This is a genomic window from Pseudocitrobacter faecalis (assembly GCF_965231525.1).
Taxonomy (GTDB): domain Bacteria; phylum Pseudomonadota; class Gammaproteobacteria; order Enterobacterales; family Enterobacteriaceae; genus Pseudocitrobacter; species Pseudocitrobacter faecalis.
Genome location: NZ_CBDDNJ010000002.1, coordinates 1997014 through 2023894 on the forward strand (window position 1 = coordinate 1997014; position 26881 = coordinate 2023894).

The window sequence follows — 26881 nt, forward strand, 5'->3', positions numbered from 1 at the left end:
ACAATGAAAAAAAATGCCCAGTCCGTGGAAGCCTGGCTGGAGGCGATGATCGCCGTCGCGCGTTATTACCGTCTCGATTTCTCCCAGGAAAATGTGCGCGCAACCGTCAACTGGGAGCGCGACAGCAAGCGGGAAGAGTTATTGACGGATATGGCGCGCCAGCTGGGTATGGGGCTGCGGTTGGTGGCGTTCTCCGCTGACTCGCTCAACCCCTGGCGGCTGCCGTTGATTGCGGTATTTGATAATCAGCAGATTGGCGTGATTACCCGCCGGGATAACCACGACAATATCAGCATTCAGTTCAGCGGTGATGGCGGGCTGGAAACCACGCTGAACGTTGCGGATGTTGAAGAGAAAATCGTTGAACTGGCACTGCTGCGTCCGCTTAGCGCTATTCCTGACGCGCGGGTAGATGATTACATTCGCCCCTATCAGGCGAACTGGTTCTGGAGCCTTTCGCTGAAAGACTGGCGGCGCTACGGCGATATTATGCTGGCCTCGCTGGTAGCGAACGTGCTGGCGCTGGCGGCGATGATTTTCTCAATGCAGGTTTACGATCGCGTGGTGCCTGCGCAGTCATACCCGACGCTGTGGGTGCTGTTTGCCGGGGTGATGATGGCGATTTTGTTTGAGTTCTGTATGCGCATGGTGCGCACGCACCTTTCGGATATGATTGGCAAACGGGCGGACTTACGAATTTCAGATCGCGTTTTTGGCCACGCCTTACGGCTTAAGAATAATGTGCGTTCGAAATCCACCGGATCGTTTATCTCGCAGATCCGCGAACTGGAATCGGTGCGAGAACTCATCACCTCGACCACCATTGGCGCGGTAGCGGATCTGCCGTTCTTCCTGCTGTTTGTCTTTATTTTATGGTTGATTGGCGGCTGGCTGGTGCTGGTTGTTTTGCTGGCGCTGCCTTTGCTGGTGATCCCTGGTCTGCTGTTACAGCGCCCGCTGGCGCGGCTGGCGAATGAAGGGATGCGTGAGTCTGCGGTGCGCAACGCAACGCTTGTAGAAGCCGTACAGTCTATTGAAGATATTAAACTGCTGCGCGCCGAGCAGCGTTTCCAGAATCAGTGGAATCACACCAACGATGTGGCGTCGTCTATCAGCATGAGGCAACGTTTTCTTACCGGTCTGCTGCTGACCTGGACGCAGGAAGTACAATCCATCGTCTACGTGGTGGTGCTGCTGGTAGGCTGTTTTATGGTGATGAGCGGCGACATGACCACCGGTGCACTGGTCGGTACGACCATTCTGGCTTCGCGCACTATTGCGCCACTGTCACAGATTTCCGGCGTACTCTCGCGCTGGCAGCAGGCAAAAGTGGCGCGTAATGGCCTCGACGAACTCATGAAGCGTCCGGTGGATCAGCCGGAGCATGGCAAACTGGTGCATAAAGCGGTGCTGAACGGTCATTATCAGTTCAGCAACGCGGTATTTTATTACGATGAAGAAGAGAAAATTGCCGATGTGGCGATCGGCAAACTCACCATTCAGGCGGGTGAGAAAATCGCCATTCTCGGGCGCAACGGCGCGGGAAAATCGACGCTGCTACAAATGCTTGCCGGAATGCGTATTGCTCAGCAGGGGCAGGTGTTGCTGGATAATATCAGCATCCGGCAGCTTGATCCGGCCGATCTGCGCCGCGATATGGGGCTGCTCAGTCAGACCGGACGACTGTTCTTTGGCTCGCTGCGGGAGAACCTCACCATGGGGATGCCGGAAGCCAGCGATGAAGATATCGAACGTGCGTTAACCCTCAGCGGGGCGCTGCCCTTTGTCCAGAAGCAGAAGAACGGCCTCAACTATATGATTCAGGAAGGGGGCTTTGGTCTTTCCGGCGGTCAGCGGCAAACCCTGCTGCTGGCGCGGCTGCTCATCTCACAACCCAATATCGTCCTGCTCGATGAACCCAGCGCCTCGCTGGACGAAATTGCCGAGGCGCACGTAATCGAAAATCTGAAGCAGTGGGTGGGGCAACGCACGCTGGTGATCGCGACTCATCGCACAATGATGCTGCAACTGGTAGACCGCATCATCGTGATGGATCAGGGCCGCATTGTCAGAGACGGCGCGAAAGAGACGATTCTGCATGAACTCAACGGCGCGCCGGTGCGTCGGGTCACCGTACAAAATGATAAGGGGAGCGCGGCATGAATGGTCAGATTCAGTTTAACCGTGGCCTGAACGAGCCGCGATTACCGCGTTCAGCACTGGCTGTACGTCTTGTCGCCGTTATGTTTCTCTGCTTTCTGGGGTGGGCATACTTTTTCAAGCTTGATGAAGTGACGACCGGGACGGGCACCGTCGAGCCTTCCGGGCGCGATCAGGTCGTGCAATCGCTTGAGGGGGGCATTCTTTATCATTTGAATGTGAAGGTGGGGGATATTGTTGAGCAAGGCCAGCCACTGGCGCAGCTTAACCGAACCAAAACAGAATCTGATGTGCAGGAAGCTCAATCGCGCTTATATGCGGCGCTGGCGACCTCCGCGCGCCTCAATGCAGAGGTCAATAACACGTCACTGGTATTTCCCGATGAACTCAAGTCGCAGCCCGAGCTCATTGCCTCCGAAACCGCGCTTTACACTACGCGTCGCGAAGCGCTGACGCGCTCAATTTCAGGCCTTGAAGAGGGCATTCGTCTGGTTAATCGCGAGCTGGGAATGACACAGCCCCTTGTTAAGCAAGGCGCGGCGAGTAGTGTGGAAGTCTTGCGTTTGCAGCGCCAGTTAAACGAGATGCAAAATAAGATTACCGAAATCAGAACCCAGTACTACGTTCGCGCGCGTGAAGATCTGGCAAAAGCGAATGCCGATGCGCAAGCGCAGCGTTCCGTTATTCGCGGGCGTGAAGATTCGTTAACCCGGTTGAATTTCACCGCCCCGGTGCGCGGCATTGTAAAAGACATCGATGTCACGACGGTAGGCGGGGTTATCGCCCCCGGCGGCAAATTAATGACCATCGTACCACTGGATGAGCAACTGCTGATTGAAGCTAAAATCTCACCGCGCGATGTGGCGTTTATTCATCCAGGGCAAGCCTCGCTGGTGAAAATTACCGCTTACGATTACTCGATTTTCGGCGCCTTAGCGGGTGAGGTCGCGGTGATTTCACCCGATACCCTTCAGGACGAGGTTCGTCGTGATGTTTACTATTACCGGGTATACATTCGCACCGACAGTAATCATTTGCAGAACAGAGCCGGGCAGTCGTTCCCGATATTTCCAGGGATGGTAGCGACGGTGGATATCAAAACCGGACGCAAAACGGTGCTTGATTACTTGCTGAAGCCGTTTAATAAAGCGCGAGAAGCGTTACGTGAGCGTTAATTTAGCTCGTGGATCACATACTCGCCGCTCAGCATTGGGCGGCAGAGTATTTTATAGCCATCCTGATCAAACCCTGTCGCGATCCGCGTCAGGGTTTCCGCTTCAGTGAGCGATTCCACCGCCCCAAGCCATAGCCAGTTATGAACAATATGGTAGTGGGTGAGGGTGTCACTTTTCTCCTCCAGCGCCACCGGGCCTGTCCACGGCCAACAGACCAGTTGTAAATGGGCCAGCGCGCTGCGTAATCTGTCATTGTGATCATCTATGCTTTCACGGCCACAGCAGGCACCCGCGCAGCGCCCCAGCATTGAACGAAAACAGGCGCGCCCCCGACTTAACGGTTCCAGCCCCATGATGCCGTAGCAAAGACGTTGTGCATCGGCCACAGACTTCAATGCTTCAAGGGCAGCGCGACGATTGGCAAACAGGCCAAAGAGGCCTGGCGTGTGGGAAAAATCGACTTCGCGGGCGTATACCACCTGAGGCACATTTCCCTGGAGACGCAGGGAACACAGTTGTTTATTGCGGCGGAGCCGTTTATTGAACAGCGGTTGCTGTTCTTTAATCAGACGAGCCTCAAGTAACAACGCGCCGAGTTCGCCGGCGGTCGGTTGCCAGCTAATGCGTCGGGTCTGTTGCAGTAGTGCCGCTTCCTGCTGGGTGCGAAAGTGCGACATCACGCGGCTGCGAATATTGACGCTTTTACCGATATAGAGAGGAAGCGTGTCGCTGTCGCCGTGAAAGATGTACACACCGGGCAATTTCGGCAACGTTTCCAGGCAATAGCGCAGATGCTCGGGATAAGTGTAGAGAGGCCCCAGGAAGGGCTCGGGCCGGACGGGAACCCTGCGGTTGACCATAATAACTCCAGATACTGTTTATGCATACAGCTTACCGGGCGGGACGACAATGTCAATCCTCTACCCGGTGCTGTGACGTTGCATAGCCGTATCCTTACGCGCGCTGATCCGTCAGCCAGCTTTTAAACACATCGGTACGGAGTGTTTGCATAAAGTCGATGTTTCCGGAACACCCCAACTTCTTAATCAAATTCGTTCGCATCTGATAAACCGTCTTAATATGGACGTTAAGATTTTCTGCCATTTCAATGATTTTTTTACCGTCAGACATCTGATCAAGCAAGGTGGTTTCTCGTGCAGAAAGTTTTACTTTTTGCTCAATCTGGCAGTTATCTTCATTCTTTTTCCGCAAGCTTGTCAGGAATTTCACAATTTCTTCAACCGATGCCTTCGATGAAATATGGTTGACGGTAAAGGAATCAAGGAAATTATATCGCTGACCATCACTCAATAAAATAAAACGATGCGTACGCAAGTCGTAATCATGTCGCTTTACGTTAACATATTGACTGGCGGAAAAAATCACATAACGAATGTTTTGGCGATCTAATCTGACATCTTTAAGAACTTCACGTAAACCATATTCAAGGAAATTGTCATCCAGCCAGAGATCGACCAATTCCAGTTTAACAGGGCATGCTTCACCGTTCATAATGACTCCAGATTAAAAAAGAATTGTTAATAAAAGCCCATCATCAGCTCATGATTTAGATATCATCGAGCGTATGATCTACCACTATTTCGAGCGTTTTACGGATGACATCAGCGGAAAGCACGCTGTCGGTGCATTCGAGAGAGTGAATCAATGAAGCAATGATGTTCTTGTTATTGATGGTTTCGCCTGCAGCCATCAGATGGCGAACCGCGCCACCGAGGATTTCTGCTTCATCAGCTAACATATCACCGGCTTTCAAAAAGTGTTCGGACAATGCTTTATTCTGAATAGACTGGTAGAAATCATATTGCTGTAACATAGCGGTTCTCATCTGTTAGTTGTGTGAGTGTTTATCATCGAAAATATTTCAATGAATGTTTTTGTTTGTTTCGTTTATCGAAAGATCCTTTCTACCGTCTTTGCGGTGTTTAACGCCTTTGTGGCCAGCGGAGTCCGCTTCTTTCGATGCTGTAAATTCCTGGATTTCTTTTATTACCACATATAATGCAGAGAGACGCTCTGAATCAATTTCGTGACTCTGCATATTATTCAGCTCATTTAACAAGGCCTGGACATTAACCGGCATTTTGTTTTTAATGAGCTGCAGAGTGGCCTCACCAATTAAAGTGTCTTTCAGCTTTTTATTACTACTTTTCATAACTGCTATCTCTTATGCTGTTAAACCACAGGGCACACAGCATGAAGTTGTCTCAGGTGGTGGGATATTCGTCATCGCCACACTGAGCAAAAATCTCCCTTATGAAGTTCGGTTTTCAAAAAGTAAACCAATCAGCGCGTTGTAGTGCTTCTCTTCTTCCTTGCCAGAAGCCTGTTCAAGGCGGCCCAGTAATTTTGTACACAGTGACTTGCGGTTAAGGTTTTTACCGGCGCTGAGAATCTCGACCACGATTTGCCCCAGAGTTTCCTGTTGAGTCGGAAGGGCTGCCTTATTGAAATAGCTGGAAATGGCACTGGCTGAATCCATGGTGTATTGACGGTTCTGCTGCATGTGTCGCTCCTGTTAAAGACGTTATCGTGTATCACTTTGCGTTAACAAACTCATAAAAATTGTACATAAATCCTGTACAAGCGATGCATTAATTTTTAGCAAAAAGTGCTATTGTTTATAAATCATAGAGATATAAGTTATACAGGCGTACAAAGATAAGAATTATCTGTACATAAAAGGGGTGTTGTCCGTAAGAACTGAGTGAAGAAGAGCAATGTTGGAATTCATCAAGTGTAATGTTAAATCAATGTATTAATTGAAAGCTATTTGACAGGTTATCTGCTAATGTTTAGAAAAATCTGTAGTCGGAACCGCTATGCTTACCACGATTATTTATCGCAGCCATTTATGTCACGACGTTCCCGTCAAAGCCCTTGAGGGAATGGTAGCGGCCGCCAGCCTTAGGAATGCTGAGGCAAACGTCACCGGGATACTGCTCTTTAACGGCACGCATTTTTTTCAGTTGCTTGAGGGCCCAGAGGAACAGGTTCGACGTATTTATCACGACATTGTACAAGATCCTCGACACTACAATCTTGTAGAACTGTTATGCGACCATGGCCCCACTCGCCGATTTGGCAACGTTGGCATGGAGCTTTTTGACCTGCGCGAGCACGCCAGGGAAGAGGTGCTGCAAACCGTGCTGGATAAAGGCACTTCGCTCTATCAACTCACCTATAACGATCGTGCCTTGCAGTTTTTCCGCACCTTTGTCGAGTCGACAGAGAAGGACAATTATTATGAAATTCCGCCAGCCGAGAGCTGGGAATTCGTGCCGACCAAAATCAGCGACGAGCTGGGCCCTTTTAAGGCCTCTTCGGCTACTGACTACACCTTAGCGCTGCAACCCATCATTGACCCACTGGCGCAGGAGATCATCGCCCTTGAGGCCCTGATGTTCACCCGGGAGGGTGAAATGTCGAATGTCTATTGTGATAGCTTACGCGGCGACGATATTTATGAAGTTGACCTCGCCAGTAAGAAAGTGGCGTTTGAGATGGTGAGGGAGCGCGATCTGCGTGGGCAAATCTTGTCCGTTAACCTGTTGCCAATGACGTTGGTTAAAATCCCTAACGCCGTGGATTTTCTTCTTCATGAGATAAAAATTAACGGTCTGGTGCCCGAGCAAATTGTGGTTGAATTTACTGAGCACGAGGTCATTTCCGGTATTGAAGAGTTTACCGCGGCGGTACGTGTACTGAAGTCGGCAGGTATCAGCGTGGCTATTGATAACTTTGGTGCCGGGTTTGCCGGCCTGCAACTGCTGGCGCAGTTTCAGCCTGACCGAATCAAGATTAATGCCGAACTGATTCGCGATGTCCACAAAAGCGGCCCACGTCAGGCGATTGTACAGGCTATTATTCGCTGCTGCCGCTCGCTGGAAATTGTGGTGTCTGCTCTGGGTATTGAAAAAGCGGAAGAGTGGATGTGGCTTGAATCTGCAGGCATTTCCCATTTCCAGGGCGATCTGTTTGCCCAGCCTTATCTTGAAGGCGCGCCCTCCATTGCGTGGCCGGAAAAGAAAGGGTTACTGTAAAGCTGTACAACTCCCCCGTTAGCTTTCATTCCTCTTGCGGCAGCGCGCCGTAAGAGGGTGATTTATCCTAAAACCCCCATGATGTCCGTTGATATTCCTCATTTTTTACAGCTTGTTTAATAAAAGTTAACGACTTTAATACTCATCCTGCTCCAAAAGGCTGTACAATAAAAACTAAGTTATACAGACGGTACAGACATTACCCAGGGATGTAATGGTTGAGTTGCGAGGCATTATGGCTTTTTACAGTATCGGCGACGTGGCCGAAAGATGCGGAATAAACCCGGTAACGCTGCGTGCATGGCAGCGGCGCTATGGGTTGCTCAAACCCCAGCGCAGTGAGGGGGGGCATCGCCAGTTCGACGAAGAAGATATTCAGCGAGTTGAGGAAATCAAACGCTGGATTAAAAGCGGCGTTCCGGTTGGGAAGGTGAAAGCGCTTCTCGAAGAGAGCCGTACCATGACGCACGATGACTGGACCTATCTTCAGGAAGAGATGATGTCCGTATTGCGCTATGCCAGTCCGTCAAAACTTCGCGCAAAAATTGTCGCCGCCGGGCGTGAGCATCCGGTTGATGCCTTGATCGATCATGTTTATGGGCCCGTACGTCAGCGACTCAGCCTTGATCATAATACCGCGCGTATTATGTGCAGTATGTTTGACGGTGTTCTGATTGAATATGTCGCGGCAACCTTAACTGAACGCCGACGGAAGTCTGGAAAAGAAGCGTTGCTTATTGGCTGGGAAATCGACGATCGCGTTCGTCTTTGGCTTGAGGCCTGGCGTTTGTCTCAGTCCGGATGGCACGTTTCCGTACTGGCAGAACCGCTCGAATCTCCTCGCCCTGAACTCTTCCCAGGCCAAACGTTATTTGTCTGGACAGGGCTTACTCCCACAAGACGGCAACAAGAATTACTGCAGCACTGGAACGAGCAGGGTTACGCAATTACGTTCCATCAGCCTTGATGACCGCATCGCGGTCTTTTCGGCCTTCTCGTCTGAGACACTCGTCTGTTGCAGTCTGCAAATCAGCAAGCGTATCAATATCCAGCACGATACCGATATCGTCGACGTCAATATTAACTACCCGGCCAGACTGTTGTGCCTGCTTCACCACGCCACGCCCGCCCGTTTCTCCTGATAATGCCGTTAAATGCGGCAAATAGTGTTTTCCAAACGCGACAGGATGCCCATTTTTCATGCGATAACGGGGCACGATCACCGCATCGTCGCGTAGTGCTTTCGCGATCTGTATCAGCGTCTTCGTCTCAATCAGGGGCAAATCAGCGGGCAAAATAAGCCATCCTTGTGCCTGCCGTGTCGCCAGAACACCGCGCCGGATGGAGTCCCCCATGCCGGAGGCCGCTGCTTCGGGTTGCACAAGATACCAGGGCAATGCCGATTGCTGTACGCTTTCCAGCGTGCGATCGAGCACACGTCTCCCGCACAGCTCTGCGTCGAGTTTATGATGCTCCGCGCCGGATGCATAAAAGCGTTCACTTTTTCCGGCGGCAAGGATAATCACCACGGGCCCGTACATTGTCATTGGCCGGAGCCTTGGCGGGCATTGGCGACGTCGGCGAGTACCGACAGCGCCAGCGTGCGCGAATCACGCGCCTTGGGTATAAGACCGATGGGCGCAGTAATTCTGGCGATTTCGGTTTCCGTCCAGCCCCATTTTCGCAACAGCGCTTTTCGCCGCTGATGGGTTCGCTCACTGCCCAGCGCGCCAATGTAAAAGGGGCGGCATAGGCGTGATTGCGCCAGTAAAGATTGTTCCCGATCGAGATCGTGCCAGAGTAAAATCAACGCGCTGTGCGTATCCATGAGCGCCGGATCGTCCGTCACCTCATAACCCGCCGCGCGCGCCAGTTGGCGCGTCATTTCGGCTTCTATATGATGCCCGGAAAGAATCAGCCGTACAGTCGGGTGATAGGCGATAACAAATTTCTCTGCAACCCATCCGGTATGCTGAGGGGGGACGATACCTTCCAGCTGACCGACACGGCTGTTGTAGATCAATGCGACAGACTGACGCAGCTCCAGGCTGCCCAGAACATCGCGCAGCGGTGCGGAGGAACGCAGCGCGTGGATCGTTAGGGTAATGCCACCCCCACAGGGCAAAACGATATCAAACCACGGCGATCCCTGACCATAACGCACCGATTTATCCTTTCCTGTGGCGATAACCTCCAGCGCCTCCCAGGCAACGGCGCCCTCTACGCAGCCACCCGAAACGTAACCGCAATAATGTCCATCTTCGCGCACGGCCATTTGGCTGCCTGTCGCGCGGGCTGCGCCGCCGTGTATATCGGTAAGGGTGACTAACGCTACGCCCATACCACTTTCCAGCGAATCGACGGCAAAACGCAATATCGTCGCGGGATCGTCAGTGCGTAGCGCCTGCTCAGGCGTGCATTGCAAACGCTGTAACATCGCAGCTCCTTACGCGTTTTCCGGCAGGCCATGAAGCAGTTTATCCAGCGTCAGGGGATAATCCCGAACCCGAACCCCCGTCGCGTTGTAAACGGCGTTGGCAATGGCCGCGCTGACACCACACAACCCGAGCTCGCCGACACCTTTCGCTTTCATTGGCGAAGAGATGGGATCCGTATCATCCAGGAAAATCACCTCCTGATGAGGGACATCGGCATGCACCGGTACTTCGTAGCCGGCCATATCATGATTCACGAAATAGCCCAAACGTGTATCAACCGCCAGTTCTTCCATCAGGGCTGCGCCAAGGCCCATGGTCATCGCGCCAATCACCTGACTTCGGGCGGTCTTAGGATTGAGTATTCTTCCTGCGGCGCACACGGCCAGCATGCGCCGTACGCGGATTTCGCCCGTTACGGCGTCTACCGCCACTTCAACAAAGTGTCCGGCAAAAGTCGATTGCTGATATTTTGTCGCCAGTTCATCAAATTCAATGCGGTCTTCTGCTTGCATTGGTTGTCCGGCAAGCACATCAATCAGGCGTATTTCACGTGAGCGATCGCTAACTTTTTCATTTTCAAACACGGCGAGTGCCGGATCGATACCGGCTTTGTCGGCAATTTGTTTACGCAGTTTGACGCAGGCTGCATAGACACCTGAAGTTGACGTATTCGCCCCCCATTGCCCACCAGAACCGGCAGAGACAGGATAGAGACTGTCGCCCAGACGCACGCCCACGTTTTCCAGCGGTACGCCCAACATTTCGGCGGCAGTTTGCGCAATAATGGTGTAGCTCCCGGTACCAATATCGGTCATGTCTGTTTCAACCGTAACGTCGCCTCCGGCACTCATCATCACTCGCGCGGCGGACGTCTCGAGCAGGTTGTTGCGAAAACCAGCGGCCATACCCATACCAATCAGCCAGCGGCCTTCACGCACAGCGCCTGGCGTGGCAGTGCGCTTGTTCCATGCGAAATGTTCCGCGCCTGTGCGCAGGCACGCTATCAACTGACGACGGGAAAAAGGGCGCTCGGGATCGGACGGGTCGACCTGAGTATCATTACGAATACGAAATTCGACCGGATCGATGCCTGTCTTTTCAGCCATTTCGTCGATAGCGATTTCCAGCGCCATCAGGCCGGGCGCTTCACCCGGCGCGCGCATGGCATTACCTTCGGGCAGATCAATTTGTGCCAGCCTTAATCCCGTATGACGATTTGCTCCGGCATACAGGAATTCTGTCTGCTGTACAGCGGTCTCTGGCGTGCCACCAGGCAGATTGCCAGACCAGCTATCGTGTGCAATCGCAATAATTTTACCGTCGCTATCCGTCCCAATGCGAATATGCTGACGAGTTGCGGGGCGATGGGTGGTGTTGTTTGGGATTGTGGGGCGGGGCAGCATCACTTTTACCGGACGTTTAATCGCTTTCGCCCCAAGCGCGGCCAATAGCGCATCGCTACGTAAAAAGAGCTTGCCCCCAAATCCACCGCCAATATAGGGCGAGACAATACGAATATTCTCTTCGGGTATCTTCAGGGTGACGGCTACATCTTTTTTGCACCAGTTCACCATCTGATTAGATGTCCAGAGAGTCAGCTTTTCGCCATCCCACTGGGCGGTTGATGCATGCGGCTCCATGGCCATGTGGCTTTGATCCGGCGTCGAGTAGGTGGCATCCAGTTGATGCGCACACCCGGTAAACGCCGTTGTAAAATCGCCGACGTTTTTATCCGGAGTATCCTCGGGCGGCGTAGTCACTTTTGATTTGGCTTCATCCAGATCCCATTCGCCCTGCTGGCGCTGATAACTGACCTGAATCAGCGCCGACGCGGCACGCGCCTGTTCGAAGGTGTCTGCCACAACTAACGCAATCGCCTGATGGTAGTGTTCGATTTCCGGGCCGCCGAGCAGGGTGGCGGCATTTCTTTCGCCTTTCCCTAACGTGCCGGCCTGCTTCGCGGTTATTACGGCAAGCACGCCGGGCGCCGCTTTGGCTGCCTGTGTATCCATGTGCGTAATACGGCCTTTGGCTATCGAGGCGCCCAGTACATAGCCATAAGCGGCGTCAGGTGCCTCTTCAGAGCGCTCATAGGCGTAATGCGCGCGTCCGGTGGTTTTTAACGGGCCATCAATACGATCGTGCGGCTGACCGACGACACGCAGTTTGTCTATCAGGTTGTTGCCGGCAGGTTGAGTGAATTTCATATTATGTCCTCGCCTGAGCCAGTACGGAGGCCAGCGTGCGCTTCGCCAGCGTGAGTTTGAATTGATTCGCCGGGGTAGGCGTGGCATCAGCAAAGAGTTTTTCGAATACGGCTTGTGCCCCGTCAGGTAACGCCCGGTCAGCTTCCTGCTTTCGCCACGGTTGATGCGCCACTCCGCCGAAAGCCACCCGGCCCGTTCCATCCTGATGGATGACGGCGGCCACCGAGACCAGGGCAAAAGCGTACGACGCGCGGTCGCGAATTTTTTGATAGATATGTGTGCCACCCAATGGTGGGGGTAACGTGACGGCGACGATCAGTTCCCCTGGCGCGAGCGTCGTTTCTTTATCAGGCGTTGAGCCTGGCGGCAGATAAAAGGCATCGATAGGAATACGTCGTTGGCGGCCATCGGGATTAACCGTTTCAACGACCGCATCGAGCAGGCGCATCGCTACCGCCATGTCGCTGGGATGCGTGGCAATACAGGCTTTACTGGCTCCGGTTACGGCATGCTGACGGCTAAAGCCGTCCAGCGCCGCGCATCCGCTACCGGGTACTCTTTTATTACACGGTTGGTTGGTATCATAGAAATAGGGGCATCGCGTGCGCTGCAGCAAATTTCCGCCGGTGGTCGCCTGATTTCGTAACTGGCCGGACGCCCCCGCGAGCAACGCTCTGGCCAGCACCGCATAGTCACGCCGAATAAGCATATGGGCGGCCAGATCGGTGTTCCGCACCAGGGCGCCAATGCGCAGGCCGCCTTCCGGCGTGGTGTCGATGCTGTCTAACCCCAATCCATTGATATCTATCAGGTGCAGGGGAGCCTCGATTTCTAATTTCATGAGATCAAGCAGGTTTGTTCCACCGGCGATGAATTTTGCCCCCCGGTTCTGCTGCGCGCTCCTTGCTGCTTCGGCGGGCGTTTTCGCACGTTCATAGGTAAACGCTTTCATGATTTTTTCTCCCCGCTGACGTCATTAATTGCCGCCAGAATATTGGCGTACGCGCCGCAACGACAAATATTGCCGCTCATCCGTTCACGGAGTTCATCGTCATTCATTGGCGCTGGCGAAACCAGATCGTGCGTGACGTGGCTTGGGATCCCCGCATTGATCTCATCCAGCATGGCGACAGAAGAGCAAATTTGCCCTGGGGTACAATAACCACACTGGTAGCCATCATGTTTAATAAAGGCAGCCTGCATCGGATGGAGGGATTCTGGTGAGCCAAGCCCTTCGATGGTGGTGATTTCTGCATTTTGGTGCATGACCGCCAGCGTCAGGCAGGCGTTAACCCGCCGCCCGTCGAGCAGGACTGTGCAGGCACCGCATTGACCATGGTCACATCCTTTCTTGGTTCCCGTAAGATGAAGATGCTCACGCAGGGCATCCAGCAGCGTTGTACGAGTATCAACTTCTAACGTGTATGCCTTTCCATTTACCTGAAGCGTAACGGGCATTATCTCAGGTGCAGGCGTAACGCGAGGTACGGATTCACCAATCGCATGTTGAGGATAAACGGCAGCTGTTGCCGCAGTTGCCGCGCTGATTTTTAATAGCGTACGCCGTGTCAGGTTAAGATCGGGATGGTTTTCAGATGCATCGCCTTGCTTGCTCATGCCAGGCCTCCGGTAGGGATAAAAATAGTTTCGCTATTTTTCTTAAAACATTAAGGATAGCCCTTATTTTTACAAGGAATATTCCTAAAACCCCAGGCGAGCGAGGCGGAATTTGCGCTTCATTCTGAATTTAGCAATTAGTGCTATCCATGCTGAAATAATGCAATGACAAATTTCCTACTGTCGGGATTATTTTTCTTATTATGCGCAATGAGCGCAGGGTTAATTTTTGAATGAAATAGGAGTTATTCTGTTTTTAATAAGTTTTAATCTAATATCTGGAAAATAAGCCGGATTGACACATTTTTTCAGCCAGATAACACTCAAGACAGACCTCTCAAAAATCAATAAGTTTCATTTTAACATTTTACTGTTCATCTCTTTCGTGGCTGCATTGTTTGTATATGGAGCGTTTATATGAATAGAATTTATCTCGTGATATGGAATAGTACTCTTCAGGTATTTCAGGTCTGCTCGGAATTGACTCGCCGGGTAAGTAAAACATCCACTGTTGATCGGTGTAATCCCCCAGCCGTGATAAACAAAATCAGCACGCTGGCTCTGAGCGTGTTGCTGGCGCTCGCGGGTACAGCGTCTGCAGCGCCGCTGGAGATTGATAATGGCCAAAGTGTGACTATTGATACCGCAGTTGGTTATGACGTCTACCAGGTCGGGTGGAATAGCGTTGGAGAACTCAATATTTTGACTGGGGGTAATGCTTCTTTAAACACCATTACCACCAGTGTGGTTGGCGCGAATGTAGGCTCCCAGGGCACGGTTAATGTAATGGGTGGGATCTGGCGATTGTATGATCCGGAGAATACTGGCAGGCCTTTAAATGTGGGGCAATCGGGAGTCGGGACACTGAATATTACGCAGAAGGGGCATGTTGATGGCGGGTATTTAAGGTTAGGTTCTCAGGCTACAGGCGTTGGGGCTGTTAATGTCGAGGGAGAAGATTCGGTTCTAACGACAGAATTATTCGAAATAGGGAGCTACGGCACTGGCTCATTGTATATTACCGATAATGGTTACGTCTCGAGTTCAATTGTCGCCATTGTAGGCTATGAAGGAGGCAGCCACGGCCAGGTTTTCGTCGAAAAGGGCGGTAACTGGCAGATACAAAATGAGGACGCAACCATTGAATTCCAAATTGGTAATCGTGGAACCGGGGAAGCGACTATTCGTGACGGGGGCCAGATTACGGCTGAAGACACATTTATTGGCGGTAACCCCAGCGGCGTCGGAACCCTGAATGTGCAGGATCCTGATTCGGTCATTACGGTTCGCAGACTTTATAACGGGTATTACGGTAATGGCACGGTTAATATTTCTAATAGTGGTCTGCTTAATAATAAATATTTTTCATTGTTGGGCGTGCAGGATGATTCCCATGGCGTCGTCAACGTGACAGATAACGGGCATTGGAATTTCCTCGGAACGGGCGAATCTTTCCGTTATATATATGTCGGTGACGCTGGCGATGGTGAACTGAATGTTGCGAGTGAAGGTAAGGTTGATTCAGGTATTATTACCGCCGGGATGAAGCAGACCGGTAAAGGGATGATTACTGTCAAAGACAAAAACTCCGTGATGACTAGCCTCGGTACCAATATCGGCTATGACGGTCAGGGAGAAATGAACATCAGTAATGAGGGACTGGTCGTCAGTAATGGAGGGAGCTCGATAGGTTATGGTGAAAGCGGGACAGGGGATGTCAACATTACCACGGGAGGCTTGTGGCAGGTCAATAATAATGTCTTTACTATTATAGGATCAGAGGGTATCGGTAACCTCAATATTAGCGATGGCGGTAAGTTTATATCGAAAAACATTACTACTTTGGGTGATAAAGCAAGCGGTGTCGGAACGCTGAACCTGACGGATGATATATCAACCTTCGATACGGTTGGTCTCAATGTGGGTAATTCTGGGAATGGCATCGTCAATATCCGTTCTGGTGCAACGCTTAATTCACCGGGCTACGGATTTATTGGTGGAAATACCTCCGGGAAAGGGATAGTCAATGTTTCCACGGGGAGTCTGTGGAATTTAACGGCACCAAATTCCAACGCTCAATTGCTGCAGGTTGGGGTATTTGGTACTGGTGAACTGAATATCACCTCCGGCGGCGTGGTTCAGGCACGTGATACCCAGGTAGCCCTTAATGACAGGAGTCAGGGGAGCGCGCGGGTAGAGGGGCAGGATTCTCTTCTTGAAACATTCAATATGAATGTGGGGACGACCGGGCAAGGAACATTAACGCTGACGAATAACGGCATTCTGAGTGTTTTGGGTGGAGAAGTATATTTAGGTGTCTTTGAGCCTGCCGTAGGGACGCTCAATATTGGTGCCGCTCACGGTGAGGCGGCGGCGGATGCCGGGTTTATCGCCAATGCGACGAAGGTAGAGTTTGGTCTGGGCGAAGGCGTTTTTGTCTTTAACCATACAAATAACAGCGATACCGGTTACCAGGTCGATATGTTGATTACGGGTGACGATAAAGACGGAAAAGTGATGCATGACGCAGGCCATACGGTGTTTACTGCCGGAAACACTTATAGCGGTAAAACCCTGGTCAACGGCGGCCTTCTGACCCTTACATCACATACGACTGATGGTGTTACGGGGATGGGGGCCAGTGAAGTGACAATAGCTACCCCGGGAACCCTTGAGATTCTCGCCGCTACAAACAGTACCGGAGACTACACGCTGACTAATGCGCTCAAAGGCGAAGGTTTAATGCGAGTGCAGTTGTCATCTTCCGACAACATGTTCGGCTTTACTCATTCGACAGGGACTGAATTCGCCGGTGTTACACAACTGAAAGAGAGCACTTTTGCGCTGGAGGGGGACAACACGGCGGCGCTTACCCATGCGCTGTTGCAGTCTGATAGCAAAAATATCACCTCGGTAAAAGCGGGAGAGCAATCCATCGGTGGGTTGGCCATGAATGGCGGCACGCTGATTTTCACTACGGAAATGCCTGCCGCGACGCTTGCGGAGGGCTACATCAGCGCCGATACGCTGGTGGCAGGCGCGGGTGAGTATCGCTGGAAAGATCGTACCTATCAGGTTAATGGAACGGGCGATGTGCTTATCGACGTACCTAATCCCTGGAACGATCCGATGGCTAACAATCCACTGACAACCCTCAATTTGCTGGAACAGGATGATAGCCGTGTCGGCGTTCAACTGGTTAAGGCGCAGACGATTATTGGATCGGGAGGCTCGTTAACGCTACGTGATTTGCAGGGTGCGGAGGTTGCAGCGGATAAAACGTTACGCATTGCGCAAAACGGCACGGTGGTTGCCGATGGTGAATATGGTTTCCGTCTCACGACCGCGCCTGGTGATGGCTTATACGTGAACTATGGACTTAGGGCGCTGAATATCTACGGCGGGCAGGTGCTGACGTTAGCTGAACATGGTGGTGCCTATGGCGCAATGGCTGATATGTCGGCAAAAATCGGCGGTGAAGGGGATCTGGCAATCAATACGGTTCGACAAGTGTCACTTTCTAACGGTCAGAACGACTATCAGGGCGCCACCCTCGTTCAGATGGGAACACTGCGTACCGACGCGGATGGCGCGCTGGGCAATACGCGCGAACTGAACATCAGCAACGCGGCCATCGTCGATCTTAATGGATCGGCGCAAACGGTGGGAACCTTCACCGGGCAGATGGGCTCGACCGTATTATTTAAAGACGGCTCGCTGACGGTCAGCAACGGCGGGATGAGCCAGGGAGAACTTGCTGGTGGCGGAAACCTGAATGTTACAGGGGGCACGTTGGCAATCGAGGGGGTTAACGCACGCTACAGTGCATTAACCCGCATGAGTCCGGATGCTGAAGTTAGCCTCGATAATGCGCAGGGGTTGGGGAGTGGAAATATTGCCAATGATGGGCTGTTAACGCTGAAAAATGTGACTGGTGAACTGCGCAACAGTATGAGTGGCAAGGGCGTCGTGAGCGCGACCGCCGAAACTGATGTTGAACTGGGTGGTGACAATAGTCGCTTTGCGGGGCAACTCAACATCGATGCAGGTAGTGCGCTGAGCGTCAACGAGCAGAAAAATCTGGGTGACGCTTCCGTAATTGACAACGGTCTTCTCACGGTCGCCACCGAACGTGGCTGGGTGATGACCCACAGTATCACCGGTAGTGGCGATGTGACGAAACTGGGCACTGGGATCTTGACCTTAAATAATGAATCCGCTGCGTATCAGGGCATAACGGATATTGTGAGTGGTGAAATTGCTTTCGGTAATGACGCTGCCGTTAATATGGCAAGCCAGCACATCACTATCCATAACAGTGGTGTGATGTCGGGAAATGTCACCACTGCAGGCCATGTAAACATCATACCCGGGGGGACGCTTCACGTCGCCAAAACCACTGTCGGCGGCAATCTGGATAATGGCGGCACGGTACAGATGAACAACGAAGGAGGAAAACCGGGTAATGTACTGACGGTTAATGGCAACTATACCGGAAACAACGGCCTGATGACGTTCAACACGACGCTGGGCGGCGATAATTCGCCCACGGATAAGATGCGCGTGAAAGGCGATACACAAGGAAGTACACGCGTTCGCGTTGATAACATTGGCGGCGTAGGTGCACAAACGGTCAATGGTATTGAACTCGTCGAGGTTGGCGGTAATTCGGCGGGTAACTTCGCGTTGACCACTGGTACTGTAGAGGCGGGGGCTTATGTTTATACGCTGGCTAAAGGGAAGGGGGATGAAGCGAAAAACTGGTATCTGACCAGTAAATGGGACGGCGTGACGCCACCGGATACGCCCGATCCCATCGATAATCCACCTGTCGTGGATCCGGAAGGCCCCTCAGTGTATCGCCCGGAGGCCGGAAGCTATATCAGCAATATTGCCGCAGCTAACTCGCTGTTTAGTCATCGGTTACACGATCGTCTGGGCGAGCCACAATATACGGATTCCCTGCGTTCCCAGGGGGCGGCAACCAGTCTGTGGATGCGTCATGTCGGGGGGCATGAACGGTCGTCTGCCGGTGATGGTCAGTTAAAAACCCAGGCCAATCGCTATGTGTTGCAGTTAGGTGGTGAGTTGGCGCAGTGGAGCAGTAACGCACAGGATCGCTGGCATCTTGGCGTAATGGCAGGTTATGCCAATCAGCACAGTCATACACAAAGCCACCGCGTAGGTTATAAATCGGATGGGCGGATCAGCGGTTACAGCGCGGGGCTCTACGCCACCTGGTATCAGAACGCTGCGGATAAGACGGGTGCCTATGTAGACAGTTGGGCCCTGTATAACTGGTTCGATAACAGCGTCAGTTCTGATAATCGTTCTGACGATGACTACGATTCTCGTGGTTTGACGGCTTCTGTTGAAGGGGGATATACCTTTGAGGCAGGCACATTTAGCGGAAGTGAGGGGACGCGAAATACCTGGTATGTTCAGCCACAGGCGCAAATTACCTGGATGGGGGTGAAAGATTCTGATCATACTCGCAAAGATGGTACACGCATTGAAACGGAAGGTGACGGGAACCTACAAACGCGTCTTGGGATAAAAACCTACCTGAACAGCCATCATCAGCGTGACGATGGCAAACAGCGTGAGTTCCAGCCTTACATTGAAGCGAACTGGATCCATAACAGTAAAGCTTACAGTGTGAAAATGGATGGACAAACCGTGAGTCGCGATGGGGCGCGTAACCTGGGCGAAGTACGCACCGGGGTTGAGGCGAAAATGAATAATAGCCTGAGCCTGTGGGGAAATGTCGGCGTGCAAATCGGTGATAAAGGTTATAGCGATACTCAGGGCATGCTGGGTGTGAAATACAGCTGGTAACCCATAAATATAAGCCGCGTGCCGGAATGGCATGCGGCTTTAATATTCTGTTAAGTATTTCCCTATATTCTTCCCAGTGCAGCAGGTAGAAAACTCTGAATTGTCCTCCCATCGCAGCGTAACTGGATGATTTAGAGTGCATTCCCGGTACAGTCAGCTATGCTTAGTGTTGTGCTATGAAGATGATAATAGGGAGTTAATATGGGATTCTGGAGAGTCGTTATTACGATCATTTTGCCGCCGTTGGGCGTGTTAATTGGTAAAGGCTTCGGTTGGGCATTTATATTAAACATTGTCCTTACGCTTCTTGGGTATATTCCGGGGTTAATTCACGCATTTTGGGTTCAAACTAAAGATTGACCTCAAACGACGGCGCATCGGCGCCGTTTTTTAATTTCGTTCTCCTATCCGCGATCGCGGATATCTCACCGATTATCCCGTATCGCGGATAAAATCACTTTATAGTTTGACATTATCCTCTTAAAGGGATAAAACCATTAATATCCCTCTAAGAGGATATCCTTCATGTGGACGAACGACACGATGAGCTTCCCGATGATCTACAGCCCAACGCAATTAGCGAATGCAATGAAACTGGTTCGGCAGAAAAATGGCTGGACGCAGAGCGAACTGGCAAAAAAAATCGGCATAAAGCAGGCGACTATTTCCAACTTTGAAAATAATCCTGACAATACTACGTTGACGACTTTTTTTAATATTTTACAGTCACTTGAACTGTCAATGACGCTATGCGAAACAACGGATACAGCGCCAGAATCCACTGACCAACAGCATCTGGAGTGGTAATGCCAAAACTTGTCACATGGATGAACAATCAGCGAGTCGGCGAGTTAACAAAACTCACTAATGGCGCGCATACGTTTAAATACGCGCCGGAGTGGTTAGTCAACCGCTATGCCAGGCCGTTGTCGCTTTCGCTACCATTGCAGGTGGGGAATATCACCTCTGATGCGGTTTTTAATTTCTTCGATAACCTGTTGCCTGATAGCCCGATCGTGCGGGACAGAATCGTTAAACGTTATCGCGCGAAATCAAAGCAACCTTTTGATTTACTTGCAGAGGTGGGTCGAGATAGCGTGGGTGCCGTGACGTTATTACCGGAAGATGAAGGCGTAGCAAATCCGGTGATGACGTGGGAAAAGTTAAGCGAGGCAAAGCTTGAAGAGGTATTGTCGGCTTATAAATCAGATATCCCGCTGGGCATGATAAATGAAGAAAATGACTTTCGCATCTCCGTTGCCGGCGCGCAGGAGAAAACCGCGCTGCTGAAAATGGGCGATGACTGGTGTATCCCAAAAGGAATAACGCCGACCACGCACATTGTTAAGCTGCCTATAGGCGAAATCAGACAGCCCAACGCAACGCTCGATCTAAGCCAAAGCGTTGATAATGAATATTTTTGCCTACGGCTGGCGAAACAACTCGGACTGAACGTCCCCGATGCCGGAATTATCAAAGCGGGAAGGGTGCGTGCGTTAGCGGTTGAGCGTTTTGACAGACGCTGGAATGCTGAACGGTCAGTTTTACTTCGCTTGCCGCAGGAAGATATGTGCCAGACTTTCGGTTTACCGTCATCAGTCAAATACGAATCTGACGGAGGCCCGGGCATCGCACAAATCATGGCTTTTTTGATGGGGTCCAGCGAGGCGCTAAAAGATCGCTATGATTTTATGAAGTTTCAGGTATTCCAGTGGTTGATTGGCGCAACGGATGGCCATGCCAAAAACTTCTCCGTTTTTATTCAGGCTGGCGGGAGTTATCGGCTAACGCCATTTTACGACATTATTTCGGCATTTCCGGTTCTTGGCGGTACGGGAATCCACATCAGTGATTTAAAACTGGCCATGGGGCTTAACGCATCTAAAGGCAGGAAAACGGCTATTGATAAAATTTTTCCTCGTCATTTTATGGCAACAGCAAAAGCGCTGAAATTTCCGCAGGAGCAAATGCAGGAAATTCTGCGTGATTACGCAGAGCAGATACCCGCAGCACTTGACGTCGTGACGGCTGCATTGCCGACAGATTTTCCGAACAACGTGGCGATGGCGATCAGGTTGAATGTACTGAGGCTGCATGCACGGTTAACTCGGGAAGCAGAGGAATGAACAGAAACGGGTTTGGGTGGGATATTCGCGACCAGCACAGTCATGACCGCAACGCGCTGGATTTGGTCTGGTTCTGTGTTGGTGCGCATAATGTATATTATGTTAAATTGCATTTGCCGTCTTATTATTGAGTGAGTTCGATTATCCCGCCTCCTGTCCGATATCATTTCGCCCCTGCCTCTGCGTGCGCTATGCACATTCTGACTTTTCACACGGGTAACCATACGTCAGATTTTACGTAGCGCATGCTCAACACTTATCTCAAACACTCTACATATTTTCTGGCTGACTGCTGGACTATCATTGCGCCATCACCATAAACATCTTTGCCGTCAAACGCACCGTGGATGACGTCGAATGCAATAGGCAGTAATTGTTGCGCGATCTCATTTACCGTTGTGGCCGATAACGGCAACATGTTTGGGTAGCTCCACATAAAAGAAACGGATCGTCCACCTGGCGCGACCTGTATAATATCGCCAGACAACAGCACACCCTTCCCTTTAGCATGGTGCAGCACGGTTCCCCCGGCAAAATGCCCACCCAAACGGATGAGTTGGGTTTCGTCATCAAGTTGATGTGTGTCGCCTTGCCATAATGTTATGTGTGGGCTGTCTCTGACTATCCACTGCTTGTCGGCAGCATGTAAATAAATCGGCGCGTTAAACGCCTCTGCCCAGTCTTGCATGGTGCTGTAGTAATGCGGATGTGAAATCGCGATCGCTTTGATTCCACCAAGCCCAGTGATAAGCGTTCGGGTGGCGTCATCAAGGTTAGCAATGCAATCCCATAAGATATTCCCCGCAGGCGTCATTAAAAGGAATGCGCGCTGGCCAATGGCAAATGCAGGTACGGTTTCCAGCGTCAATAATGTGGGCGAAAGCTGCCGCCATTTATTGCTATGGTTTGCGTGTAACGATTGGGGAGAAATCCACTCCTGGCCGGAAACCGGCACAAATTGTCTTTCATCTTCACAAATGGCGCATTGCGCAGGATGAGCATGCATGACTGAATAGGACGTGCCGCAGGCTTTGCATATAATATTCACCACCAATATCCTCCTGTTAATGCTGCGCGAGACGCATAAAATTTTAAAAGCAAAAACCGACCCTCAGGCCGGTTTTGCTAATAAGGCGATACTTAAAGCGGTGATGTTGTGACGACTCGGGGTTGGCGGCGATAGCCCACGGCCCCCATTGCGCCAGCAACAACGCCCATAACAATAAGCATAAAGAAACTGTACCAACTCGCTTTCGCCGCAGCGGCAGCCGCTTTATCAGCCGCTTCACGCGCTTTTTGTTCAGTTTCTTTTTTCAACTCTTGATATTTTTGACGAGCGGCCTGGTAGTTTTGTTCTGCCTGATTGACCATTTGTTCAGCCTCGGCATCACTTTTACCGGTACGCGCCATAATGATATTTTTCAGTGCCTGACGGTCTGCTGCTTCAAACGTTGCACTGTTTCTGTCGGCAAGACCTTTGATGAATTGGGTAATATCTCCACCCTGATTAACCTGATGCTGCGCCATTTGCCCCTCATTACGTGCATTTTGTTCGAGAGCTTCAGGTTGTAATTCCGGTTTACCCGTCTGTCTTAATGTCAGTTCCAGTTGATTTTGAAAATCGTCAAGGTTGATATTATTCTCATCCAATTTTTCTTTCGCCTCCCTTACCACTGAAGGTGCAACGGATTTAATACCGCTGCCCACGGCCTGCATTCCTGAGCCAACAATATTCAGCGCACCGGTTGTCGCGCTATTCGCTAACATCAGCAAGAACGTTGTACAAATTAACGTATTGACGCCAAACACGAGCACGCCATGCAGTGAGCCGTGACGATAAGCGAGCCAACCACCGACAAAACCGCCCACTGCTGCGGAAATTATCATGCTAATTCCCGTCCATATCGCGGCTCCGGTAGCCAACCCATTCATTGGATTCTCTTCCTGAAGCGGGTCAACCGTGGTGGCGCCAATCGCCGAACCTAAAATAATAAGAAGTAAATAAATCACAATGGAGATAACAACACCGGCGAACACGGCACTCCAGGAGATTTTCTTGAAAGCAGGTGTATTCACCGTCGGATAAAGAGGATCATATTGCCTCTCGTCAATATGTTGATAATTAGCCATTTCAATCTCCACTATTTTGTTAACATAGATACAATCAGTTCATGACTTATAAAACCAACGTTCTATTTAAGCGTAGTATTAATTGAAATAATTGAATGCATATTTGAACCAAACCGGATGGCATCGACCAGTTCATGTCTTTAAATAGGAATTTTCAACCGTAATAGTAATGATCGTGTGGTTATTTGTACTTAATTTTAAAAGAGTCAAAAAAAAGCCTCTGGGTAAACAGAGGCTTTATATTTTCTTTCGAAGATTAACGACTTAACAGTGTCTCTGCCGTCTCTTTCACGCTCGCCAGCAGAACTTTTACATCCTCCAGGCATACGGTCGGGTTCAGCAGCGTCAGCTTCAGGCAAGTCACGCCGTCAGCTTCCGTCACACCGACGTTGGCAGCACCGGAAGCAAGCAGTACGTCGCCGATACGCTGATTTAACAGCGCGATAAATGCTGTATCTCCGGTTTCCGGACGGAAACGGAACAGTACGCTTGCCAGCTGGGGCTGCATAACCAGCTCCAGGTGCGGCTGAGTGGAAACAAACTCTGCTACCTGCTGTGCCAGGGTTACACCGTTATCAATGATTTCGGCATATTGCTTTTTACCCAACGCTTCAAGGCCCATCCACAGTTTCAGCGCATCGAAACGACGGGTGGTTTGCAGTGATTTCGACACCAGGTTTGGCACGCCATGCTCTTCATCAAAGTCAGAATTCAGATACGCCGCCTGATAACGCATCAGTTCATAATGACGTGCATCTTTCAGCAAGAATGCGCCACAGCTGATGGTCTGGAAGAACTGCTTATGGAAATCGAGCGTCACGGAGTCTGCGGATTCCAGGCCGTTCAGGTAGTGACGATACTTCTCAGAGAGCAGCAGCGCCCCGCCCCACGCGGCATCCACGTGAACCCAGATATTCTCAGCCGCAGCCAGTTCTGTGATCTCGACCAGCGGATCGATAGCACCGGCGTCGGTGGTTCCCGCCGTAGCGACAATCGCCATCACCTGCTCGCCGTTAGCCTTTGCCTGCGCCAGTTTGGCCTTCAGGTCGGTCATATCCATGCGAGAGAATGCGTCGGTTTTTACCTGAGTCACAGAGCGATAGCCCAGGCCCATCAGCGCCATATTCTTCTGCACGGAGAAGTGTGCGCTTTCAGAGCAGAACACTTTGATTTTGCTGAGATCGCCGGTCAAACCATTCTGCTGAATGGAGTGTCCCTGGCGAGCAAAGAAAGCATCGCGCGCCAGCATCAACCCCATCAGATTGCTCTGGGTACCGCCGCTGGTGAAGACGCCAGCATCGCCAGCCGGATAACCTACCTGTTCACGCAGCCATTCGATCAGCTTCATCTCGATGATGGTGGCTGATGGGCTTTGATCCCAGGAGTCCATGCTCTGGTTGGTGGCGTTGATCAGCACTTCTGCGGCCTGGCTAATCACCAGACTCGGGCAGTGCAGATGCGCCACACACTGCGCGTGGTGCACAGAAAGGCTATCTTTGAGGAAGTACTCAACTGCACGCGCAATAGTGGCCTGGTTACCCAGGCCCTCTGCGGTGAAGTTCAGATGAATACGCTCGCGCAGCTCGTCGACGGTTTTACCCTGATACATCTCAGGCTGTTGCAACCATTCGACAACCGCTTTGCTGCTTTGCTCGATGGCATCCTGGTAGGCCGCGATGCTTTGCGCCGAACCGGACAGAATCGGGTTATTATCTGACACGTTCATTAACTCCGATTAAACCGGCTTCACGCCAGCGCCCAGCAAGGCGTTTTCGAATTTATCGAGGAAAATTTCCAGCTCAGCATTGGTGATCAGCAGAGACGGCAGCAGACGCAGTACGCAACCGTTACGACCGCCACGTTCCAGAATCAGACCGGATTCGAAGCATTTTTTCTGCAGCAGCGCAGAGAGTTCGCCATCCGCCGGGTAGCAACCCATGTGATCCTTCGCTTCATTCGGTTTCACGATTTCCAGGCCGATCATCAGGCCGAGACCGCGAATGTGACCAATGACCGGGTAACGTTTTTGCAGTTCTGCCAGTTTGCCTTTCAGCCACTCACCCTGGGCGGCAACTTTGTCAGCAATGTTGTCATCTTTCAGGATTTTCAGCGTGGTCAGGCCTGTAGCCATGGCCAGCTGGTTACCACGGAAGGTACCCGTGTGGTGGCCCGGCGCCCAGGCGTCGAACTGTTTCTTGATACCCAGTACGGCCAGCGGCAGACCGCCACCGACAGCTTTAGACATCACAATGATGTCCGGCTCAATACCCGCATGTTCAAAGGCGAACAGTTTACCGGTACGTGCAAAGCCCGCCTGCACTTCATCAATGATCAGCAGAATGCCGTGTTCCTGAGTCACTTTGCGGATGCGCTGCAGCCACTCGACCGGAGCCGGGTTAACACCGCCCTCGCCCTGTACTGCTTCGAGGATAACCGCGGCGGGTTTACGAACGCCGCTTTCCACGTCATTGATCAGGTTTTCGAAGTAATACGTCAACGCTTTAACGCCAGCGTCGCCGCCAATACCCAGCGGGCAACGGTACTGATGCGGATACGGCATGAACTGCACTTCCGGCATCATGTTGGAAACGGCTTCTTTTGGCGACAGGTTACCGGTGACGGAAAGCGCGCCATGCGTCATCCCGTGATAACCACCAGAGAAGCTGATAATGCTGGAACGACCGGTCACTTTTTTCGCCAGCTTGAGCGCAGCTTCTACTGCGTCAGCGCCGGACGGGCCGGTAAATTGCAGGCAATACTCTTTGCCCTGACCCGGCAATAAAGAGAGTAAATAAGATGAAAATTCATCTTTTAAAGGTGTGGTAAGGTCAAGCGTATGTAACGGTAAGCCGCTGCTGATGACACTTTGAATGCTTTGAAGCACGTCAGGATGATTATGACCCAGCGCCAGGGTGCCAGCGCCTGCCAGACAATCAAGATATTGATTATTTTCAACGTCAGTGATCCAAACGCCCTGCGCTTTGGCAATCGCCAGCGGCAGTTTACGTGGATAACTTCGTACGTTGGATTCAAACTCAGCTTGTCTTGCTAAAAAGGTATCATTGCTTTGTGGTAATGAATTAGCACTTAAAGTATCAATACGGACTTTATCCGTCATCATATCACTCC

Annotated in this window: 22 protein-coding genes; 8 read left to right on the top strand and 14 right to left on the bottom strand. The window is 51.4% G+C overall.

Translation table 11 applies throughout. The features are described from left to right. Positions 1–3 precede the first annotated feature (3 nt). Positions 4–2163, top strand: a complete 2160-nt coding sequence (locus ACOXYR_RS10205) for a type I secretion system permease/ATPase (protein WP_421356144.1) — start codon at positions 4–6, stop codon at positions 2161–2163. Continuing rightward, positions 2160–3335 (top strand): HlyD family type I secretion periplasmic adaptor subunit, encoded by a 1176-nt coding sequence (locus tag ACOXYR_RS10210; RefSeq protein WP_407731075.1) that lies wholly within the window; start codon positions 2160–2162, stop codon positions 3333–3335. The genes ACOXYR_RS10205 and ACOXYR_RS10210 overlap by 4 nt, the downstream gene beginning before the upstream one ends. On the opposite strand, the gene cho is transcribed toward ACOXYR_RS10210, so the two are convergent. The 5 genes from cho to ycgZ all read right to left on the bottom strand — a co-directional run bounded on the left by cho (position 3332) and on the right by ycgZ (position 5859). Continuing rightward, the gene (gene cho, locus ACOXYR_RS10215) at positions 3332–4195 is read right to left on the bottom strand and encodes an excinuclease Cho (protein ID WP_108474273.1); all 864 of its coding nucleotides are present in this window, start codon (positions 4193–4195) and stop codon (positions 3332–3334) included. The genes ACOXYR_RS10210 and cho overlap by 4 nt on opposite strands. A gap of 94 nt (positions 4196–4289) precedes the next feature. Beyond that, entirely contained in the window at positions 4290–4847 is a 558-nt protein-coding gene (locus ACOXYR_RS10220; RefSeq protein WP_108474272.1) for a helix-turn-helix transcriptional regulator, read from the bottom strand. A 55-nt stretch (positions 4848–4902) separates the two neighbouring features. Then, on the bottom strand, positions 4903–5169 hold the full coding sequence (locus ACOXYR_RS10225; protein WP_108474271.1) for a biofilm development regulator YmgB/AriR family protein: 267 nt from the start codon (positions 5167–5169) through the stop codon (positions 4903–4905). Between the two features lie 48 nt (positions 5170–5217). Beyond that, positions 5218–5508: a hypothetical protein gene (locus ACOXYR_RS10230; RefSeq protein WP_108474270.1), complete on the bottom strand. Its 291-nt coding sequence runs from the start codon at positions 5506–5508 to the stop codon at positions 5218–5220. Between the two features lie 99 nt (positions 5509–5607). Beyond that, positions 5608–5859 (bottom strand): regulatory protein YcgZ, encoded by a 252-nt coding sequence (gene ycgZ, locus ACOXYR_RS10235; protein ID WP_108474269.1) that lies wholly within the window; start codon positions 5857–5859, stop codon positions 5608–5610. A gap of 316 nt (positions 5860–6175) precedes the next feature. On the opposite strand from ycgZ, the gene ACOXYR_RS10240 reads away from it, so the two are divergent. Together ACOXYR_RS10240 and ACOXYR_RS10245 are read left to right on the top strand one after the other, a co-directional pair. Then, positions 6176–7396 (top strand): diguanylate phosphodiesterase, encoded by a 1221-nt coding sequence (locus ACOXYR_RS10240; protein ID WP_189623140.1) that lies wholly within the window; start codon positions 6176–6178, stop codon positions 7394–7396. Positions 7397–7631: 235 nt separating this feature from the next. Then, complete coding sequence (locus tag ACOXYR_RS10245; protein WP_108474408.1) at positions 7632–8363, top strand: MerR family transcriptional regulator; 732 nt, start codon at positions 7632–7634, stop codon at positions 8361–8363. Here the strand turns inward: ACOXYR_RS10245 and ACOXYR_RS10250 are convergent. The 5 genes from ACOXYR_RS10250 to paoA are packed head-to-tail and all read right to left on the bottom strand — an operon-like array spanning position 8344 to position 13658. Next, positions 8344–8943 (bottom strand): nucleotidyltransferase family protein, encoded by a 600-nt coding sequence (locus ACOXYR_RS10250; protein WP_375875329.1) that lies wholly within the window; start codon positions 8941–8943, stop codon positions 8344–8346. The genes ACOXYR_RS10245 and ACOXYR_RS10250 overlap by 20 nt on opposite strands. After that, the gene (locus ACOXYR_RS10255) at positions 8940–9833 is read right to left on the bottom strand and encodes an XdhC family protein (protein ID WP_421356145.1); all 894 of its coding nucleotides are present in this window, start codon (positions 9831–9833) and stop codon (positions 8940–8942) included. Before ACOXYR_RS10255 ends, ACOXYR_RS10250 begins: the two co-directional genes overlap by 4 nt. Before the next feature lie 9 nt (positions 9834–9842). Next, complete coding sequence (paoC, locus tag ACOXYR_RS10260) at positions 9843–12041, bottom strand: aldehyde oxidoreductase molybdenum-binding subunit PaoC (protein ID WP_421356146.1); 2199 nt, start codon at positions 12039–12041, stop codon at positions 9843–9845. Position 12042: 1 nt separating this feature from the next. Continuing rightward, entirely contained in the window at positions 12043–12993 is a 951-nt protein-coding gene (locus ACOXYR_RS10265; protein ID WP_108474265.1) for an FAD binding domain-containing protein, read from the bottom strand. Continuing rightward, positions 12990–13658, bottom strand: coding sequence for an aldehyde dehydrogenase iron-sulfur subunit PaoA (gene paoA, locus ACOXYR_RS10270; RefSeq protein ID WP_189623143.1), 669 nt, complete (start codon positions 13656–13658; stop codon positions 12990–12992). Before paoA ends, ACOXYR_RS10265 begins: the two co-directional genes overlap by 4 nt. Positions 13659–14075: 417 nt before the next feature. On the opposite strand from paoA, the gene ACOXYR_RS10275 reads away from it, so the two are divergent. The 4 genes from ACOXYR_RS10275 to ACOXYR_RS10290 all read left to right on the top strand — a co-directional run bounded on the left by ACOXYR_RS10275 (position 14076) and on the right by ACOXYR_RS10290 (position 21622). Then, a complete protein-coding gene (locus tag ACOXYR_RS10275; RefSeq protein ID WP_421356147.1) occupies positions 14076–19496 on the top strand; it encodes an ECSE_1600 family autotransporter in 5421 nt (1806 codons plus the stop codon). 201 nt (positions 19497–19697) lie between these two features. Beyond that, entirely contained in the window at positions 19698–19856 is a 159-nt protein-coding gene (locus ACOXYR_RS10280) for a YqaE/Pmp3 family membrane protein (RefSeq protein ID WP_113856888.1), read from the top strand. A 183-nt stretch (positions 19857–20039) separates the two neighbouring features. Continuing rightward, positions 20040–20303 (top strand): type II toxin-antitoxin system antitoxin HipB, encoded by a 264-nt coding sequence (hipB, locus tag ACOXYR_RS10285; protein ID WP_421356169.1) that lies wholly within the window; start codon positions 20040–20042, stop codon positions 20301–20303. Next, positions 20303–21622, top strand: coding sequence for a type II toxin-antitoxin system HipA family toxin (locus ACOXYR_RS10290; protein ID WP_421356148.1), 1320 nt, complete (start codon positions 20303–20305; stop codon positions 21620–21622). The genes hipB and ACOXYR_RS10290 overlap by 1 nt, the downstream gene beginning before the upstream one ends. Positions 21623–21878: 256 nt before the next feature. Here the strand turns inward: ACOXYR_RS10290 and ACOXYR_RS10295 are convergent, their stop codons facing one another. The 4 genes from ACOXYR_RS10295 to ACOXYR_RS10310 form a co-directional block, all read right to left on the bottom strand. Continuing rightward, positions 21879–22670 (bottom strand): MBL fold metallo-hydrolase, encoded by a 792-nt coding sequence (locus tag ACOXYR_RS10295; RefSeq protein ID WP_421356170.1) that lies wholly within the window; start codon positions 22668–22670, stop codon positions 21879–21881. Positions 22671–22762: 92 nt separating this feature from the next. Next, positions 22763–23752 (bottom strand): hypothetical protein, encoded by a 990-nt coding sequence (locus tag ACOXYR_RS10300; protein ID WP_421356149.1) that lies wholly within the window; start codon positions 23750–23752, stop codon positions 22763–22765. 256 nt (positions 23753–24008) lie between these two features. Continuing rightward, positions 24009–25472, bottom strand: a complete 1464-nt coding sequence (locus tag ACOXYR_RS10305; protein ID WP_113857307.1) for a pyridoxal phosphate-dependent decarboxylase family protein — start codon at positions 25470–25472, stop codon at positions 24009–24011. A gap of 15 nt (positions 25473–25487) precedes the next feature. After that, positions 25488–26873, bottom strand: a complete 1386-nt coding sequence (locus ACOXYR_RS10310) for a diaminobutyrate--2-oxoglutarate transaminase (RefSeq protein ID WP_421356150.1) — start codon at positions 26871–26873, stop codon at positions 25488–25490. Positions 26874–26881: the final 8 nt, after the last annotated feature.

What these genes read in the sequence shown, in the direction of transcription:
- ACOXYR_RS10205 (WP_421356144.1), top strand. Translation starts at nt 4, where the DNA reads ATGAAAAAAAATGCCCAGTCCGTGGAAGCCTGGCTGGAGGCGATGATC.
- ACOXYR_RS10210 (WP_407731075.1), top strand. Translation starts at nt 2,160, where the DNA reads ATGAATGGTCAGATTCAGTTTAACCGTGGCCTGAACGAGCCGCGATTA.
- cho (WP_108474273.1), bottom strand. Translation starts at nt 4,195, where the DNA reads ATGGTCAACCGCAGGGTTCCCGTCCGGCCCGAGCCCTTCCTGGGGCCT.
- ACOXYR_RS10220 (WP_108474272.1), bottom strand. Translation starts at nt 4,847, where the DNA reads ATGAACGGTGAAGCATGCCCTGTTAAACTGGAATTGGTCGATCTCTGG.
- ACOXYR_RS10225 (WP_108474271.1), bottom strand. Translation starts at nt 5,169, where the DNA reads ATGTTACAGCAATATGATTTCTACCAGTCTATTCAGAATAAAGCATTG.
- ACOXYR_RS10230 (WP_108474270.1), bottom strand. Translation starts at nt 5,508, where the DNA reads ATGAAAAGTAGTAATAAAAAGCTGAAAGACACTTTAATTGGTGAGGCC.
- ycgZ (WP_108474269.1), bottom strand. Translation starts at nt 5,859, where the DNA reads ATGCAGCAGAACCGTCAATACACCATGGATTCAGCCAGTGCCATTTCC.
- ACOXYR_RS10240 (WP_189623140.1), top strand. Translation starts at nt 6,176, where the DNA reads ATGCTTACCACGATTATTTATCGCAGCCATTTATGTCACGACGTTCCC.
- ACOXYR_RS10245 (WP_108474408.1), top strand. Translation starts at nt 7,632, where the DNA reads ATGGCTTTTTACAGTATCGGCGACGTGGCCGAAAGATGCGGAATAAAC.
- ACOXYR_RS10250 (WP_375875329.1), bottom strand. Translation starts at nt 8,943, where the DNA reads ATGACAATGTACGGGCCCGTGGTGATTATCCTTGCCGCCGGAAAAAGT.
- ACOXYR_RS10255 (WP_421356145.1), bottom strand. Translation starts at nt 9,833, where the DNA reads ATGTTACAGCGTTTGCAATGCACGCCTGAGCAGGCGCTACGCACTGAC.
- paoC (WP_421356146.1), bottom strand. Translation starts at nt 12,041, where the DNA reads ATGAAATTCACTCAACCTGCCGGCAACAACCTGATAGACAAACTGCGT.
- ACOXYR_RS10265 (WP_108474265.1), bottom strand. Translation starts at nt 12,993, where the DNA reads ATGAAAGCGTTTACCTATGAACGTGCGAAAACGCCCGCCGAAGCAGCA.
- paoA (WP_189623143.1), bottom strand. Translation starts at nt 13,658, where the DNA reads ATGAGCAAGCAAGGCGATGCATCTGAAAACCATCCCGATCTTAACCTG.
- ACOXYR_RS10275 (WP_421356147.1), top strand. Translation starts at nt 14,076, where the DNA reads ATGAATAGAATTTATCTCGTGATATGGAATAGTACTCTTCAGGTATTT.
- ACOXYR_RS10280 (WP_113856888.1), top strand. Translation starts at nt 19,698, where the DNA reads ATGGGATTCTGGAGAGTCGTTATTACGATCATTTTGCCGCCGTTGGGC.
- hipB (WP_421356169.1), top strand. Translation starts at nt 20,040, where the DNA reads ATGAGCTTCCCGATGATCTACAGCCCAACGCAATTAGCGAATGCAATG.
- ACOXYR_RS10290 (WP_421356148.1), top strand. Translation starts at nt 20,303, where the DNA reads ATGCCAAAACTTGTCACATGGATGAACAATCAGCGAGTCGGCGAGTTA.
- ACOXYR_RS10300 (WP_421356149.1), bottom strand. Translation starts at nt 23,752, where the DNA reads ATGGCTAATTATCAACATATTGACGAGAGGCAATATGATCCTCTTTAT.
- ACOXYR_RS10310 (WP_421356150.1), bottom strand. Translation starts at nt 26,873, where the DNA reads ATGATGACGGATAAAGTCCGTATTGATACTTTAAGTGCTAATTCATTA.